Source organism: Sulfurospirillum sp. SCADC, from assembly GCF_000743525.1.
Lineage (GTDB): Bacteria > Campylobacterota > Campylobacteria > Campylobacterales > Sulfurospirillaceae > Sulfurospirillum.
Window position 1 is genome coordinate 56584 of sequence record NZ_JQGK01000015.1, and the last position, 16395, is coordinate 72978.

15 protein-coding genes are annotated in these 16395 nt (G+C 45.9%); 6 read left to right on the top strand and 9 right to left on the bottom strand.

The window, feature by feature from the left end; all coding sequences use genetic code 11:
• Positions 1-3: 3 nt before the first annotated feature.
• The 4 genes from JU57_RS10175 to JU57_RS10190 are packed head-to-tail and all read right to left on the bottom strand — an operon-like array spanning position 4 to position 3650.
• Entirely contained in the window at positions 4-702 is a 699-nt protein-coding gene (locus JU57_RS10175) for a dUTP diphosphatase (protein WP_037960518.1), read from the bottom strand.
• Positions 703-724: 22 nt separating this feature from the next.
• A complete protein-coding gene (locus JU57_RS10180) occupies positions 725-1498 on the bottom strand; it encodes a patatin-like phospholipase family protein (protein WP_037960520.1) in 774 nt (257 codons plus the stop codon).
• A complete protein-coding gene (locus JU57_RS10185; protein ID WP_294877082.1) occupies positions 1483-2256 on the bottom strand; it encodes a UDP-2,3-diacylglucosamine diphosphatase in 774 nt (257 codons plus the stop codon). Before JU57_RS10185 ends, JU57_RS10180 begins: the two co-directional genes overlap by 16 nt.
• The gene (locus JU57_RS10190; RefSeq protein WP_037960523.1) at positions 2253-3650 is read right to left on the bottom strand and encodes a PhoH family protein; all 1398 of its coding nucleotides are present in this window, start codon (positions 3648-3650) and stop codon (positions 2253-2255) included. The genes JU57_RS10185 and JU57_RS10190 overlap by 4 nt, the downstream gene beginning before the upstream one ends.
• A 152-nt stretch (positions 3651-3802) precedes the next feature.
• Here JU57_RS10190 and JU57_RS13810 point away from each other — a divergent pair, with 152 nt between their 5' ends.
• The 4 genes from JU57_RS13810 (at position 3803) to JU57_RS10205 (ending at position 7547) form a co-directional block, all read left to right on the top strand.
• Positions 3803-3994, top strand: coding sequence for a hypothetical protein (locus JU57_RS13810; protein WP_294877085.1), 192 nt, complete (start codon positions 3803-3805; stop codon positions 3992-3994).
• Between the two features lie 18 nt (positions 3995-4012).
• Positions 4013-4687: a helix-turn-helix domain-containing protein gene (locus JU57_RS10195; RefSeq protein ID WP_294877087.1), complete on the top strand. Its 675-nt coding sequence runs from the start codon at positions 4013-4015 to the stop codon at positions 4685-4687.
• Positions 4688-4775: 88 nt separating this feature from the next.
• Complete coding sequence (locus JU57_RS10200) at positions 4776-5948, top strand: MFS transporter (protein WP_037960525.1); 1173 nt, start codon at positions 4776-4778, stop codon at positions 5946-5948.
• Positions 5949-6053: 105 nt separating this feature from the next.
• Entirely contained in the window at positions 6054-7547 is a 1494-nt protein-coding gene (locus tag JU57_RS10205; protein ID WP_051906806.1) for an MFS transporter, read from the top strand.
• 34 nt (positions 7548-7581) lie between these two features.
• Here JU57_RS10205 and JU57_RS10210 read toward each other — a convergent pair whose 3' ends face one another.
• From JU57_RS10210 to JU57_RS10220, 3 genes are read right to left on the bottom strand one after another with little or no spacing between them, the layout of a single operon-like run.
• Complete coding sequence (locus JU57_RS10210; RefSeq protein ID WP_037960527.1) at positions 7582-8979, bottom strand: efflux transporter outer membrane subunit; 1398 nt, start codon at positions 8977-8979, stop codon at positions 7582-7584.
• 1 nt (position 8980) lies between these two features.
• On the bottom strand, positions 8981-12106 hold the full coding sequence (locus JU57_RS10215) for an efflux RND transporter permease subunit (protein ID WP_037960533.1): 3126 nt from the start codon (positions 12104-12106) through the stop codon (positions 8981-8983).
• The gene (locus JU57_RS10220) at positions 12103-13242 is read right to left on the bottom strand and encodes an efflux RND transporter periplasmic adaptor subunit (protein ID WP_037960536.1); all 1140 of its coding nucleotides are present in this window, start codon (positions 13240-13242) and stop codon (positions 12103-12105) included. The genes JU57_RS10215 and JU57_RS10220 overlap by 4 nt, the downstream gene beginning before the upstream one ends.
• A 115-nt stretch (positions 13243-13357) precedes the next feature.
• Here JU57_RS10220 and JU57_RS10225 point away from each other — a divergent pair, with 115 nt between their 5' ends.
• Positions 13358-13786, top strand: coding sequence for a hemerythrin family protein (locus JU57_RS10225; protein WP_037960538.1), 429 nt, complete (start codon positions 13358-13360; stop codon positions 13784-13786).
• A 14-nt stretch (positions 13787-13800) separates the two neighbouring features.
• Here JU57_RS10225 and JU57_RS10230 read toward each other — a convergent pair whose 3' ends face one another.
• Positions 13801-14478 carry a rhodanese-like domain-containing protein gene (locus JU57_RS10230; protein ID WP_037960540.1) on the bottom strand — a complete coding sequence of 226 codons (678 nt, stop codon included), beginning with the start codon at positions 14476-14478 and terminating at the stop codon, positions 13801-13803.
• A gap of 180 nt (positions 14479-14658) precedes the next feature.
• Here JU57_RS10230 and JU57_RS10235 point away from each other — a divergent pair, with 180 nt between their 5' ends.
• On the top strand, positions 14659-15084 hold the full coding sequence (locus tag JU57_RS10235; protein WP_037960542.1) for a pyridoxamine 5'-phosphate oxidase family protein: 426 nt from the start codon (positions 14659-14661) through the stop codon (positions 15082-15084).
• A 14-nt stretch (positions 15085-15098) separates the two neighbouring features.
• Here JU57_RS10235 and sstT read toward each other — a convergent pair whose 3' ends face one another.
• A complete protein-coding gene (gene sstT, locus JU57_RS10240; RefSeq protein ID WP_037960545.1) occupies positions 15099-16307 on the bottom strand; it encodes a serine/threonine transporter SstT in 1209 nt (402 codons plus the stop codon).
• Positions 16308-16395: the final 88 nt, after the last annotated feature.

The following is a 16395-nucleotide window of genomic DNA, read 5'->3' on the forward strand; positions in this document are numbered from 1 at the left end:
CAATTACGCCTTAGGATAGGCTTTTTCGAGCTTTTTGTAAAGTGCATCCACCGTTGGAGCTGCTTCACCTTGTAAAAAGGAGAGCATCACTTCGTTGTCCTCTTTGCCATTCCACACTTTGATGTAGTGACCCTCTTTGTAGCCATGATCTTGTCTGAACTGGTTCAAAACGTTCTTCGCCACATAGAATTTGTACAGCACTTTGAGGTTGATGCCACACTTGCGAGAGAGGGTAAAATACTCACGAAGCAGACCATCAAACAGATCGATCTCAAAGCCTGTGGTATCGTGAATGATGCTCTCAATATCGTTAATGAGCTCCATCGGATCAGCCGATCCGTTTGAAAGAGGCTCTTTGGTAAAGGCTTCAAACCCTTGAACATCCAACACATCCAAGACAAGTTTTTCAAGATCGCCTCTGTTGTTCGTTTTATAATCTTCCAAAAGCAGACTCATAATAAAATGCCAAATATCTACGATCTCAACCGTGACATTGTCCCAGTCGGTCGGTTTATTGATGCTTTTCCAATGTTTCCAACTAAAGCTATCGATGAGCTCTGCACACTCCATATAAATGCAACGTTTCCAGTTAATCATGCGATTGTTTTTGGTGTACCCATTTTCCCAGCCGATGCCATTGGTTTCATCGTTCAGCTTTTGCTGAAGGGAGAACATTTGGGTTAAATAATCTTTGCTTGTCATACTATTTCCTTCTCTTAAAACGCTAGATTATACTTTGTTGCTCCATAAATGTCAAAATGGATTCGCTCCCTCTGCGGTATCCAAGCTCAAAACAACGCATTATTTCACCAAAAGTAAACAATCCAAAAGAGGAGAGCTCGGGATCAGTAATATAAAGATCGCTTTTGGCAATTTGTGACTGGGAAGAGGCGATAAACAGAAGAAAAAGAGCACGTTTGATGACAGAAGTGAGATTGTGTTTGTGCGTTACATGTAAAGGGTGAAGATTCACGCTCACCACAGGGTAGGGAAACTCTAGCAATGGGGAGATGGGAAGATTGTCCATAAAGCCTCCATCAATGAGCAGGTAATTTTCATACACAATGGGGCGAAAAATGGGAATGAGCGCGGAACTTGCAATGGCAAGTTTAACCGTATCGCCCTCGCTAAAACGCACAATCTCACCACTCAGCAGATCGACACAGGTGATAAACGTGGGAATTTTCATCGCCTCTAAGCGTGAAATGGGGGCAATGTCTCGCAAAATCGCCGCTTTTTCGTTAATGCGTAAGACCCCTTTATTGAAGTAATTAAACCCAAAAGCTTTTTGAAACGCTTTGCTTTGAAAGATGCGCACCATATCAAATGCACTCACCCCTGAGCCCACACCCGTGGCGATCACCGCACCAATGCTGGTTCCTGAAATCGCACCGATTTCAACCCCGTTTTTTTCCATCGCTGCAATGACGCCTAGATGAAATGCCCCTCTGGCCGCCCCACCGGAGAGCGCCAAAGATATTTTCAATGTCCTAGCCATCGTATAATCCTAAATTCACCCTCTAAGGTTTCCACAATCGCCGTACACGACTCGACCCAATCCCCACAATTCAGGTACTTGATGCCATCAATTTCCCGTATCTCTGCTTTGTGAATATGCCCGCAAATGACCCCATCAAAGTGGTGACGCTTGGCATGTTCGCTCAAAATCGATTCAAAATCGGTCACAAATGAAACCGAGCTTTTCACGTGATCTTTGACGTATTTAGAGAGTGACCAGTGGCTTTGGTAGCGCAGTGTTTTACGCCACCAGTTGAGGATTTGGTTGATATTGAGCAAAAGGTCGTACCCCATGTCTCCCAAAACAGCGAGCCACCGTTTGGTCATCGTCACCGAGTCGAAAAAGTCACCGTGCGTGATGTAGAAACGTTCATGGTTCAAACTCACGTACTCACATTCATCGACCACGATCAGCGAATCGCCCAATCCCAGAGGCAAAAACGAGCGTAAAAAGTCATCGTGGTTGCCTGTGATGTAAAAGACATTGGTGCCTTTTCGAGCTTTTCTGAGCACTTTTTGGATCACATCCGAGTGCGACTGTGCCCATTTAAGCTTGCGTTTCATCGCCCAACCATCGATCACATCCCCAACGAGATAGAGATTTTCACACTGCGTTCTTCGTAAAAACTCCAAAAGTTCATGCGCTTGTGAAAAACGTGTGCCCAAGTGAAGATCAGAGATAAAAATCGAACGAAAAGCCACCACATCGTCTTCATGAGCAAACGAATATTTCGTCATTTGTGTTTGTCGCCATCCCCAAAAATTTCATCGGCAAAGTGCGAAAACTTACCGCGTACCGATTTGTCTAATTCAATCGCAAAGAGCGAGATGTGCGTCTGCTCTTTTTTGGTCTGTTTTAAAAGCGAGGTCAAACCGTTGTTAAAGCGGTTAAGGTACATGTTATCGATCTGGCGGTTGGAACCAATCACGATCGCTTTACAGTTGTTATCCAGACGCGATAAAATCAGCTGGGTCGTATTATTCGAGCTGTTTTGCCACTCATCTAAAATCACGATGGCATTACTCAGTGTTCGACCGCGTGCCTCACCTGGCCAGAGCTTTTCAATGTTGTATTTGGTGATGAGCTCTTGCACTTTTTTCTCGATTGCAACTTGAGGTTCTTGCGAATTATCACGTTTTTTGATGCGCTTTTTAGCGATAAATTCAAGCGTATCATACAGCGCCATATTGTAGATTCTAAACTTCTCATCATTCCCTGAAAGGTAACCGACATCCGCACCTTTATCGACGCTTTCGATGGAGTTACGCACATACACGATCTTTTCGTAACTGCCTTTGGTCACCAAACGCATCGCCGCAACAAACGCCATCAAGGTTTTGCCGCTACCTGCGCGTGCATCGATGACGTGAATGTCGTACATGTTGGAAAGTAGCGCTTTCATAAAGAATTTTTGCTTAAGATTGATCGGTTTAATTTCCAAACCTCTAAAATCAAGCTCTTCGTTGAGCATATGAATGATCCCACCCGGAGAGATAATCGCATGATCCGAATTGCCATCACTGCTCACAAACTCGTAGCAGTAGTTGCCACTTTTATACTCAGGATCATACTCCTGAATCAGCTTTTTATCGAGCGTGTTAAACAATGCCGAATCGACAGGAAGTTGCTTGACAAACTGAAACTCAGGCACGTCACTCCTGTCTTCACGCAACGACTCCACGGTGACATTGTAAAAAAGTCCAAACATACGCGCATAGACATCTAACGAGAGAAAAATCACTTTGTAATCAGGGTAGTACTCCTGCGCACCCGAAGCGACTTCGAGGATGCGTTTATCATTGGATTCGTTGATAAATTGTGAGTCAATATCAGAGGTATAAATCGTCTTGGAGAAAAGATGAATAGCCGTGTTCTCTTCATAGCGCATCTTAACAACACGGTAAGGCTCCCCACTGTCCACTTCAACCACCGTACACGAAGCCAGCATTCTTGCAAAACTTCTGGCTTGGTAGCCAAGTTCTGTGAAGTTCTTTTTAAAATCTTCCAGCTCAATGAGCACCGTTTCTGGGATCACAATGATGTTGTTGCCACCATCACACAACTCTTTGATAAAATTGGTATTGTGCAGGATAATGTTGGTATCGAGCACATAAACTTTGTTGACTGACATCTGACTCCCTTTCGTACACTAATTCTATGCAAACATTATATCAACTTGGTAACAAAAGGGGTGTGTTTTTATTGAACATTCTCTTTTACATGTAAGGTGTTCATACTCCATTTTATGAGTGGTTTTGGTTGCTTTTTCAGTATACTTTTGCCATGGAAACACTTGAAGCCTTTTACAAACGCATCGCTCATCCCTTGCCCACAAATGTTGAAAATGGGCTGGGGCATTTTAATGTCTTCACAAGACAAGTGTGCATTGACATCCCTTACAGTCGCAAAAACTACTTCAAAATCACCCTTCTAAAGGGCAAACATAAAGTGCATTACGCCGATAAAACCGTGTAGAGTGAGCACTGTGCACTGATGTTTTCAGACCCACTGGTGCCGTACAGTTGGGAATCATTGGACGGTAAAAAGTGCGGTTACTTTTGCATTTTTACCGAAGCGTTTTTCCATCATTACGGCGTGCCCAGAGAGTATCCTCTCTATAAACCCGATCACCCCAAACTCTTTTTACTGAGTGAAGAAACGGAAAAAGAGGTTGAAACGCTTTTTGAGAAGATGCTCGCAGAAAGGGACTCCAACTACGCATACAAAGACGATCTTTTGCGCAACTGGACAATGGAGCTCATTCACATCGCCCTCAAAATGCAACCTGCTACTATCATTCCTGAGGCACAAAGCGATAAAAAACGCAAAATCGATTCGCTTTTTAACGAACTCTTGGAGCGCCAGTTTCCGATCACCTCACCTTATGAACGACTGACGCTTAAAAATCCGAGCGATTTTGCCAGACTGTTGAACATTCACCCCAACCATCTCAACCGAACGCTCAAAGAAGTCAGCGAGAAAACAACCACGGAGCGCATTTCGGGGCGTATTTTGGAAGAAGCGAAGATTTTACTCAAGCACTCTTCATGGAGCATCAGCGACATCGCCTTCGCCTTAGGCTACGAAGAATCGGCGCATTTCATCCATTTTTTCAAAAAAAAGCTTCATCAAACACCGCAAAATTATCGGCAAACCCAAAATATTTGATTTGCGCAATGATTTGCGTGAATGTGGTATGAAAGAAATTTTCCTTATCGTGTATGATTTCACTACATTTCAGGAATAAGGAACGAAAATGATCTCACAAAAACAGATCTACGTGATGTCAGCGGTTGCTGGCATTAATGTCGCTACGATTTACTACAATCAACCCATTTTAAACATCATCGCCCAAGATTTACATGTAAGCACACTTGCGGTAGGAAATCTACCCACTTTTTCGCAGATTGGCTATGGATTGGGACTCTTTTTTGTAAGCCCATTGGGCGATAAGATGGACCGAAAAAAGCTTCTTTTACTCTCCCATCTCTGCTTGGGGCTTTCGCTTTTAGGGCTTGCGTTGGTTGAAAATATCTACGCACTCTACGCGCTGAGCCTTCTTGTTGGTCTCTTTGCCGTCTCAGCGCAAATCGTCATTCCCATGGCAGCGGCGATGAGTGGCAAAGACAAAGGCAGGGTCGTTGGTTCCATCTTTAGCGGTCTGCTCACAGGCATTTTGCTTGCGCGAACGCTTAGTGGGTATATCACCGATTGGTTTGGGAACTGGCATGGGATTTTTGCGCTTTCGGCTCTGCTTGTGTTTGGCTGTATGGCGATGATTGCCAAAACGCTTCCAAACATTGCGTCCCATTTTTCCAAAAGCTACGCTTCATTGCTCTACTCCTCTTTGTATCAGCTCAAACGCTTTTCACTTTTACGTGCTAATGCGCTGTTGATTACCGTTTTATTTGGTGTTTTTTGCTCTTTTTGGACAACGCTGACCTTTAAACTTTCCATGGCACCGTTTTATTTTGAGAGCGACATCATCGGTCTGTTTGGTGTGCTTGCCGTTGCAGGCGCACTGCTTGCTCCCTACATTGGGAAAATCGCCGATAAGATCAACCCGACGTTTACAAAAATGCTCTCGGTCGGCATGATCGTTCTTAGCATTCTTCTGATGAAATGGTTTGATACAAGCCTTGCGGCGTTTATCGTAGCAACCCTGCTGCTAGACATCGGCTTTCAAGCCGTGCAGATCAATAACTTGGCACAAATTTACACGCTGGATGAGAGTGCCCACAGTCGCATCAACACCGCGTATATGAGCTCGATGTTTCTAGGCGGTGCGCTTGGAACATTTGTGGGGGTTTATTGTTGGGAGCATGGTGGTTGGGAACTGGTGACGTTGCAACTCTTGGGCTTAAGCGTTCTCTCTTTAACCATCATTATCTACGCTACTGTCTCTACAAAGGTTAAAGAAGCGGTGTAATTTCGTTTACATGTAAAGCCACCAAAGATCCGTCGCTAAGCTGATCTTTGGTATGATTCTATCTTTGTAACACTCATTACACTTTACACATTTAGGAATACGTTAATGCCATATTCTTATGAAAAACGATGGATTGGTCTTGGTGCACTGTGCGTTGCCATGTCCATCATTACACTGGACAATACCGTCCTTGATGTCGCCCTCCCCTCCATTTCCAACGATTTATCGGCGAGCATGAGTGAACTTCAATGGATTGTCGATATTTATATCCTCTTTTTCGCCTCTATTTTAATTACCATTGGCGCCCTGAGCGATCAGTTTGGGCGAAAGAGGTTTCTTAAAATTGGTATTGTGCTCTTTAGTCTTGCCTCGTTGGGCGCAGGTCTTTCAACTTCAACTACAGAGCTGATCCTCTTTCGTAGCCTGAGCGGTTTTGGCGCGGCGTTTATGATGCCTTCCACGCTCTCCATCATCACGCATATGTTTACAGACCCCGATGAACGCATGAAAGCGATTGGACTTTGGTCGATGATCTTTGGGCTCAGCCAAGGCTTGGGACCGTTAATTGGCGGTTTTCTCATCGAATACACCTCATGGCACTGGGTCTTTTTTATCAACCTGCCCATTGGGTTGATCGCCTTTGTCTATGCGTCGTGGATACTCCCCGAATCGCACAACAAAAGCGCTAAAGCCGATCTTATCGGTATGGTGCTCTGTGTGATCTTTTTATTTGCGCTCACGTATGGCATTATCGAAGCAGGGGTCAAAAGTTGGAGTGATGAGGCGGTTCAAATCAGCCTTGCGATAGGATTGAGCGTTTGTGCGCTTTTTATCCTCTGGGAGAGACGCTGTTCGTATGCGATGATTCCTTTTGAGCTTTTTGAAAAACGCACCTTTACGATTCCCTCTTTGGCAATCGCGCTCATTGTCTTTGGGATGGTTGGCTCGATGTTTTTCTTCTCCCAACTCTTCCAAACCGTAGAAGGGTACAGCGCCTTGGAAGCGGGTTTCTTACTGATGCCTATGACACTGGGTGTTGCGATAGGCTCTAAGGTTTCGCCCAACATCGTCAAAGCGTATGGCATACCTTTTAGCATTGGTGGAGGCATGATGGTCTCTGCACTGGGAGTGGTAATTTTTGTCTTTACGATTGATGTGCACATGCCACTTTGGGCGATTCTTGTGGGATTTTTAGTTCAGGGGTTGGGTATGGGATTTGCCATGCCGCCTTCGACGGATTCAATTATGGGCTCCATTCCCAAAGCCAAAGCAGGTGTGGGAAGTGCCTTGAACGATACCACCATTGAGCTTTCCGCCGCGATGAGCATTGCGATCTTAGGCAGTTATGTCAACCGCATTTATCTTTTACATGTCAAAGAGATCGAGGCAGATCCCACGCTTTCAAAAGCGCTTCAAACCTCCATCCAAACCGCCCATCAGGCGATAGCGTCACTTCCCAATGTTGCGGTGCATGAACCTTTGTTGAACCTTGTGAATCAAGCCTTTATCAATGGTATGTATCACACAATGATTTTGGGGTGTGTTTTCTCCGTGCTGAGTGGCATTTTAACCCTGTGGCTCTTACCCAAAAACGCGTAAGAGCCAATACTTTTTGCTTTACATGTAAAAAAGATTAGTCGCTTTTTTGCGCTAAACCACCACCTAAAACTTGGTACAACGTGACACGATTGAGCAGTGCTTCTAAGCGCACACTGATCAGATTTTGCTCACCTGCATACATGGAACGCTGCGCTAAGAGAGCATTTAAGAAGGTATCAACCCCATTTTGGTAGCGCGCATCGTAAATGGCATAACTTTTGGTGCTTGCGTCCACAAAGGCACGTTGGGCTTGGAGTTGGTCATTCATCGTTGCACGTCTAGCAAGCGCTGAACGCACCTCTTTAAACGCGGTTTGAATGGCAAGCTCATAACTGGCAACATACACATCGAGGTTGGCTTTGGCATAATCCAGCGTTGCATCACGCTCTCCTGCATCAAAAAGCGGTAAACTCACGTTCGGAGCAAACGACCAGATGGTCGATGTTCCGCCATCAAACAACCCTCGAAGCGCATTGGAGCCAACGCCTGCGGTTCCTGTTAGCGTGATCGAAGGAAAATACGCCGCTCGCGCTACGCCGATGTTGGCATTGGCGGATTTAAGATTGTGTTCGGCTTCAAGCACATCGGGACGGTTGAGTAAAATGTCCGAAGAGAGTCCAGAAGAGACATCGCTCAACCACCCTTCCGCACCGCTTTCAAGTGTTTGAGGAAGGAGCGTATCGTCCAAAGAAGCCCCGACTAAAAGCTCTAGCGCCGCACAATCTTGCGCAACTTTTGATGCGTAATTGGCACTATCGGCTCTGGCTTGGTGTAGCACGCTTTGCGCTTCATAAAGGGCTACACGAGAATCAATCCCCCTTTGCAAACGTGCCTCAACAATGGCAACAGAGCGATTGGCACTCGCTTCGGTTTTTTGCGCTAATGCGAGTAAACTCTGATCAGAAGCAAGGCTAAGCCACGCGGTGGAGACTTCGGCGATGAGGCTGATTTGAACCGCACGCGCCGCCTCTTCTACGCTTTGAAAACTCTCCCACTGCATTTGCGTTTGTGATTTAATTTTTCCAAAGAAATCAAGCTCGTAACTGTTTACACCCACCGTTGCAGAAGAGCTTTGGGTGATCGATGTTTGATTGGTCGCCGAGTTCAGCGCTCTTGCTTTACTGCCTGACGCACTGGCTTCAATGGTTGGAAGTTCACTGCTTTTAGCAATGCGATACGTCGCACGCGCCGCTTCAATGTTGGCAACGGCTTTGCGCATATCACGGCTCTGCTCAAGGCTGAGCGCTACCACCTTTTGCAAACGTGACTCTTGAATAAAATCGCGCCAAGGCAGCTTCACTGCACTCTGATGTTGCTCGATCTCTTGGTGCAATGTCGCAGGGATAGGCGCAGTTGGACGTACATAATCCGGCGCAAGGGAAACGCATCCGCTCAGTAAAAAGGGGGCTAAAACCAAAGAAAGAAAATGCATCTTACACCTCCCCTACCATCGTTGCATGGTGGCTTCGTTTGGGGGAAATCCCACGAACCAATACAAAAAAGAGCGGCACCAAAAAGATCGCCAAAAAGGTCGCACTCAGTGTTCCCCCCACAATACCCGTACCGATGGAGATACGACTGTTCGCCCCTGCACCACTGGAGAGTGCTAAAGGCAGAACGCCTGCTATAAATGCCAATGAGGTCATCAAGATCGGGCGAAGCCTAAGCTTTGCAGCCTCAACCGCTGCTTCGACCAGTGTGCTTCCACGGTTATACGCCGCTTCAGCAAACTCAACGATCAAAATCGCATTTTTAGAGGAGAGTCCAATGGTCGTTAACAGTGCGACTTGGAAGTAAACATCGTTTTCTAACCCTCGAAGTGACGCCGCTAAAACGGAGCCAAAAACACCCAAAGGAATAACCAAGAGCACTGAAAAGGGTACTGCCCAACTCTCATACAGTGCTGCTAAACATAAAAAGACGACCAAAATAGAGATGGCATACAGTTTTAACGTTTGCCCACTCGATAAACGCTCTTGATACGAAAGCCCACTCCACGCAAAGCTCGTGCCCGTTGGCAGCGCTTCTTGCAAGGCTTCCATCTTATCCATCGCCACACCTGAGCTGATTCCAGAAGCGGCTGATCCTTGAATCTCATACGATGCTAAGCCGTTATAGCGGGTTAGACTCTGTGCGCCATAACTCCAACTCGTTGTCGCAAAGGATGCAAATGGAGTCATCACATCGCTGCTACTTTTGACATACCACTGATCCAAATCTTCAGGTTTGGAACGAAACGGAGCGTCGCCTTGAACATACACCTTTTTAACCCGACCACGATCAACGAAATCGTTGACGTAGACACCTGCCCACGCATAATTGAGCGTATCATCCACGTCCGATAATGAAAGCCCAAGCGCAACGGCTTTGGCCTCATCAATGTTTACATGTAACTGTGGGGTATCTTCCATACTGCCCAAACGAACCGCCATAAACGTGCTGTCACTTCGTACCGTGCTCAGCAAACTGTCTCGAAGCGTTTTGAGTTTTTCACGATTGGTATCGGCAAGGGCTTGAAGCTGAAAGTTAAACCCATTGCTCTGCCCAAGTCCTTGAATCGCAGGAGGATTGAGTGAAAAAATCTGCGCATCACGCACACGTGATAGCTTCATCGTAGCACGATTTGAAATGATGTCTGAGCGATTTTCAATGCCTACGCGCTCATCCCAATCTTTAAGTGCCACAAACGCCATACCTGCATTTTGTCCGCTTCCGCTAAAACTAAAGCCAGAGATGGTAAAAATCGCTTCCGTGTTGTTTGCCTCTTCGTTTAGAAAATAGTGCTCAATCTCGCGTGAAACAGCATTACTGCGTTTAAACGAAGCACCCTCTGGGAGCGTAAACTGCACCATGCTATCGCCTTGATCTTCGCTGGGTAAAAAGCCTGTAGGCAGACGAAGCATTAAAAAAGCCATGATGGAAGCAATGATCGCATACACCAGCATCCATCGAAACGGCGTCGCAATGACCAAACCGACACGACCTTTATAACGCTCTATCAAGGAATCAAACGTTGTGTTAAACCAGCCAAAGAAGCCATGACGGTGTGTTTCCTCGTGCGGTTTCAGTAACGAAGCGCACAGGGAAGGCGTTAAGGTGAGTGCCACAATCACAGAAAGCACCATCGAAGAGACGATGGTAATGGAAAATTGACGGTAAATAACCCCCGTTGAGCCTGCAAAAAATGCCATCGGTAAAAAAACAGCTGAGAGCACCGTTGCAATACCAATCAGAGCACTCGTGATCTCTTTCATCGACTTCTCGGTCGCTTCTACAGCAGGGAGCTTCTCTTCACGCATAATGCGCTCAACATTTTCCACCACGACAATCGCATCATCCACCAAAAGACCGATGGAGAGTACCATACCAAACATCGTCAGGGTATTGATGGAGTAGCCAAACACCTCTAAAACCCCAAAGGTTCCCAAAAGAACAACGGGCACGGCAATGGCAGGAATCAGGGTTGCTCGCCAATTTTGCAAAAAGACAAACATAACGACAACCACCAATACAATCGCTTCAAACAGCGTTTTAACCACCTCTTCAATCGAAATACGAATAAATTTCGTACTGTCTCTTGGATAAGCGGCTTTGTACCCTGCTGGAAACGTAGGCTCCATTTTTGCGATCATCGCTTTCACGCGACTGGCAGTGGAGAGGGCATTGGCACCGGGGGCTAACATCACCGCAAGCCCAGAGGCTGGATGACCGTTGAGTCTGGTCACATTGCTGTAACTCTCACTCCCAAGCTCCACACGTGCCACATCGCCTAAGCGCACAATCGCGCCACTGCTATCGCTTTTGACGATGATGTTTTCAAACTCTAAGGGTGTTTGCAGTTGGGATTTGGCGGTAACCGTTGCGTTAAGCTGCTGCTCAGAGGAGGCAGGCAGTGCCCCAATGCTACCAGCGGAGACTTGCACGTTTTGAGCGCTAATGGCGCTACTGATGTCGGAGGGCATCAAATGATACGAAGCCAATTTGGAAGGGTCTAACCAAATGCGCATCGCATACTGACCCCCAAAGACTTGCACCGTACCCACACCCTCTAAACGCGCAATCGGATCTTGCAGGTTGCTCAGCAGATAATCCGCCACATCCACGGACATTTTAGTATCGGTCTCATCATACAAAGAGACAATCATTAAAAAGTCATTTTGCGCTTTGGTAACACGCACACCCTCATCTTGAACCGACTCTGGAAGACGCGTCGTAATCTGGGATACTTTATTTTGGACTTGCACTTGCGCGGTATCGGCATCGGTTCCTTTTTGGAAGGTCACATCAATGCTCGCAGAGCCTGAAGAGCTACTGGTGGAGGAAAAATACAACAGTCCATCCAAACCGGTCAGTTGTTGCTCAATGATCTGAATCACACTGTTTTCAACCGTTTGAGCAGATGCCCCCGTGTAGGTGGTATTAATACGAATCGTAGGCGGTGCGATATCAGGGTATTGCGCCACAGGCAGTGAAAAAATAGAACCAAGTCCTGCAAGCATAATAACAATCGCAATCACCCATGCAAAAATGGGTCGATGGATAAAAAAGTGTGCGATCATTGTGCTTGACCCAATGTTTGGGTAACGTCCACAACGGTGACGCTACTGCCTGCACGAACTTTATTGGAGCCTTCAACCACCACACGATCGCCTGCCTTTAAACCACTGCTCACCAACCATTTATCGCCCATGGCACGCTCTGTGATTAAAGCACGTGTTTCGACTTTATTTTCACTCGTGACGACAAATGCCGTTGCGTTGCCTTTGGGATCGCGTTGAACGCCTTGTTGTGGCACCAAGAGGGCTGTTTCATTGACCGCTTCGTCCATCACGGCTCGTACATACATGCCTGGAAGCAAAATGCCCTCAGGATTAGGGAACGTGGCACGAAGAGTGACAGAGCCCGTACTCTCATCGACGGCCACTTCTTGAAATTGAAGTACACCACTGTGCGCGTAGCGTGAGCCATCTTCAAGATTTAATGCAAGCTTCGTGCTCCCTTTTTTGATCCCTTGTTGGGCTAAAAGCGCTTTGAGTTTTAAAAGTTGCGTGCTCGATTGCGTAAGATCAACATAGATCGGATCGAGGGTACGAATCGTCGCAAGGGCTGTGGTTTGACTCGCACTTACCAAAGCACCCACACTCACACTAGAGGTTCCGATACGCCCACTAATCGGTGCTTTGATTTTGGTGTATTCCAGATTGATCCGTGCACTTTGTAAGGCGGCTTTTTTTTCATCCACACTCGCTACCGCTTGCAAATACGCCGCTTTTGCATCTTCCGCATCTTGTTTGGAGACACCTTCCAGTTTGACAAGATCCATGTAACGCTCACTTTTTAAGCGTGAAGATTCTAGCGTTGCTTCGGCGTTTTTAAGTGCCGCTTTGGCTTCATCCAAAGCCGCTTGGTACGACGCTGGATCGATCTGATACAGCACGGCATCTTTTTTCACGATGCTTCCCTCCTCAAAGAGACGCGCTTGAATGATGCCACCCACTTGCGGACGAATCTCAGAGATGAGCGTCGCTTTGGTACGCCCTGGAAGCTCACGCGAAAGTGTAATACTTTGAGCACTTAGGGTATACACACCGACTTCAACCTGCGGTAATGGAGCTGTTTTTGCCTTGTCATTGGAGCAGCCTAGCCAAAGCAGAGGCATTAAAATGACCAGTGATTGTAACGTTCGAATTATCATCCAGTTTTCCTTAAAAATAATAAACACCATTTTACTCCGCATATGTTAACCAATTCTTGCGCAAAAGAGTTCAATGCGTGCTAAAATAGCATCAAAAGAATTATGAGGAACCTCAGTGTTGATAGAATGGAATGAAAATTTTAGCCTGCATCATGCGCTTTTAGACAAACAGCATCAAGAACTTTTCGATTTGGCAAACGCGGTTCAAGCGCTTGATTCTGCGAAGACAGACAAAGCAGAGCTTGGAAAACTGTTTAAAGAGTTTTTTGATTATATGGCAAAGCATTTTAAAGAAGAAGAGGCGTATATGCTAAGCCTTGAGTATCCTTTGTATGCAAAACATAAACAATTTCATGAGAGCATCATCGAGGGCATGACGAGCATCCTCAAAGAGAAAAAGAGCATCGAAGAGCTTCAAAAGAGTATGAAGATGATCGCCAAGAAGTGGCTCGTGGAGCACATTTTAGAAAACGATCTCAAAATTGAGAAGTGGCGCAAAAGCATCACCGTCAGCGATGAAGACCTTCACGCACCTCTGTCTTAAGCTTTACATGTAAACTAGGATTTGGGGGAAATCACACTAAATCCAAACAAAAGCCAATCTTGTAAACCACCGCGATACCACAAGATTTTCTCTTTAGGATACCCCATTTTTACCAACTGATCGATCATCATATGCGACTGGGCACACCACGAAGCGTTGCAAAAAATGAGCGCTGTTTTGGCATGGGAAAAATCGAGTTTTCCTTTACGTACAACAATCCCAAGCACGTCTTTGAGATGCTCAAAATCTTCGGGAAAATCCGCGTCATACGCCACTTCATCAAAAGGAAGGTTGAGACTTCCAGGAATCGTCATCTGCTCAAACCACTCTTGTTTGCGCGCATCTATTAGCACATAGCGATCAGGGTGAGGCGTTAATTGATGTTGAATAAAATCCAACACCTCCACTTCACCTACGGTGATGATTTTGGGATCTAATTGCATCGGTTGAATTTTACCCACCGTTGTCACCACACTTTTTTGGCATACGGCTGGAACGTTTTTGCCTGCGAGATTGCCGCTAAAAATATCTTCTGGCATGATATGCACATTCAAACATTCACGAGGAATCTGCCTTTCAATCGTGACCGATTGTTGATTGTGTACGGTTTTAACGCCCGTATGTTCCAATACCTGTGGATTTTGTGCGAATGCGTAGACACCAAGCACGCTTAATAAAAGCCCTCGATTCATCCATTCTCCTTTGAAAGATGTTTGTTTATCATAATAGACTTCTTGTATAACCCATTGCAAAAAGAGTATCGCTTATAGCACATCACTTTATCTTTTCAAGGGTTATGAAAGAAGTCTAATGAAGCTGCCATTTAAAAGTGGACAAAAAAATATGTTATACTTTTTTTCAAAGGAAACACCATGCTTGATCCCACAATAGAAGCGTTTTTAAAGAAACATCACCTGCTTACACTCGCTACATGTAAAGCAAATCTGCCCTACTGCGCCTCGTGTTTTTACGCCTTTATTCCAAAGAGTGCGACGTTGGTTATCGCCACCGATGCGACAACAAGGCACGGGAGGGAAGCCCTTGAAAATGAACAGGTTGCAGGGGTGATTGCATTAGAAACGAAACTGGTGGGGAAAATTCAAGGGGTGCAATTTACGGGCGTTTTTAAAGCAGCGAATGAAGCGGAGAAAAAAGCCTATTTAAAACGTTTTCCTTACGCGATAGCTCTGAATCCACAGCTGTGGAGCATTGACATTGCGTATCTCAAATTTACAGACAATACTCTAGGATTTGGCAAGAAATTGGAGTTTGTAAACCCCAATACCTCACCAAACTAGTTTACATGTAACGATTAAAGGTTAATCGGCTCATCTGAGCACGCCGCGGTAAAGACAACGTCGGTGGAGCTATTGAGTGCTGTCTCTGTCGAGTCTTGAACCACGCCGATTAAAAATCCTATCGCGACCACTTGCATTGCAATCTCATCGCTAATGCCAAATAAACCACACGCCAGAGGAATCAAAAGCAAAGAGCCCCCTGCAACACCTGAGACACCTGCTGCGGCAATACTTGAAACCACACTTAAGAGCAACGCTGTGGGAAGATCAACCGAGATGCCAAGGGTATTGACCGTTGCAAGCGTTAAGACCGTAATCGTCACCGCAGCCCCTGCCATATTCGCTGTGGCACCCAACGGAATGGAGATGGAATAGGTGTCTTCATGAAGCCCTAATTTTTTGCACAACGCCATATTGACAGGAATATTCGCCGCAGAACTACGGGTAAAAAACGCTGTGACACCACTCTCTTTTAAGCATGTGAACACAAGGGGATACGGATTGCGTTTGGTTTTAATGTAGACGATGATCGGATTGATCACAAAGGCGACAAACAGCATCGTTCCTACCAAAATAATGAGCAATTTTCCATAACCCAAAAGGGCAGCAAAACCCGTTTCTGCAAAGGTTTCTGCGACCAAACCCAAGATACCAAATGGCGCTAGCCGAATGACCGCTTGAACGATTTTGGTCATCGCATCACTGGCGTCTTTCATCACCACTTTGGTCTGCTCACTGCTATAATGAAGTGCGATACCAGCGGCTACTGCCCATGTAAGCACACCGATATAATTCCCCTTCGCCAACGCATTGATTGGATTGTCGACCATGCTCACCAAGAAACCTTTGATCACAGCGATAATGCTTTGAGGTGGTGTTAAGCCAGCATCTGCGCTACTCACAAGAATCAAGGTCACAGGAAACATGAAACTGACGATGACCGCTGCGAGTGCCGCTAAAAACGTACCGATGATGTAGAGTTGAACGATGGGTTTGATGTTCGTTTGAACACCCACGGGTTTGGTCGCAATCGCCGTTGCGACCAAGACTAAAACCAAAATAGGTGCAACCGCTTTAAGCGCCCCCACAAAGAGTTTGCCCAAAATTGAAACAGCCTGTGCAGCCGTTGGTGAAATGAGAGCAATCACAACGCCCAAAACCATACCAACAAGAATGAGAACAATCAGATTGCCCTCTTTATACCGTGCGACTAAACGCTCCATAAAAACCTTCCTTACTCATAAGATTGTGTGTACTCTAAGTTTTTGTTTAAAACAAAAAGTTAATCATATAGAAAAGGTTCTTATCGAG

Excerpts from the sequence above, each read along its gene's own strand:
- JU57_RS10200 (WP_037960525.1), top strand. The coding sequence starts at position 4,776 with ATGATCTCACAAAAACAGATCTACGTGATGTCAGCGGTTGCTGGCATT.
- sstT (WP_037960545.1), bottom strand. The coding sequence starts at position 16,307 with ATGGAGCGTTTAGTCGCACGGTATAAAGAGGGCAATCTGATTGTTCTC.
- JU57_RS10220 (WP_037960536.1), bottom strand. The coding sequence starts at position 13,242 with ATGATAATTCGAACGTTACAATCACTGGTCATTTTAATGCCTCTGCTT.
- JU57_RS10180 (WP_037960520.1), bottom strand. The coding sequence starts at position 1,498 with ATGGCTAGGACATTGAAAATATCTTTGGCGCTCTCCGGTGGGGCGGCC.
- JU57_RS10205 (WP_051906806.1), top strand. The coding sequence starts at position 6,054 with ATGCCATATTCTTATGAAAAACGATGGATTGGTCTTGGTGCACTGTGC.
- JU57_RS10190 (WP_037960523.1), bottom strand. The coding sequence starts at position 3,650 with ATGTCAGTCAACAAAGTTTATGTGCTCGATACCAACATTATCCTGCAC.
- JU57_RS10210 (WP_037960527.1), bottom strand. The coding sequence starts at position 8,979 with ATGCATTTTCTTTCTTTGGTTTTAGCCCCCTTTTTACTGAGCGGATGC.
- JU57_RS13810 (WP_294877085.1), top strand. The coding sequence starts at position 3,803 with ATGGAAACACTTGAAGCCTTTTACAAACGCATCGCTCATCCCTTGCCC.
- JU57_RS10230 (WP_037960540.1), bottom strand. The coding sequence starts at position 14,478 with ATGAATCGAGGGCTTTTATTAAGCGTGCTTGGTGTCTACGCATTCGCA.
- JU57_RS10195 (WP_294877087.1), top strand. The coding sequence starts at position 4,013 with ATGTTTTCAGACCCACTGGTGCCGTACAGTTGGGAATCATTGGACGGT.
- JU57_RS10175 (WP_037960518.1), bottom strand. The coding sequence starts at position 702 with ATGACAAGCAAAGATTATTTAACCCAAATGTTCTCCCTTCAGCAAAAG.
- JU57_RS10215 (WP_037960533.1), bottom strand. The coding sequence starts at position 12,106 with ATGATCGCACACTTTTTTATCCATCGACCCATTTTTGCATGGGTGATT.
- JU57_RS10235 (WP_037960542.1), top strand. The coding sequence starts at position 14,659 with ATGCTTGATCCCACAATAGAAGCGTTTTTAAAGAAACATCACCTGCTT.
- JU57_RS10185 (WP_294877082.1), bottom strand. The coding sequence starts at position 2,256 with ATGACGAAATATTCGTTTGCTCATGAAGACGATGTGGTGGCTTTTCGT.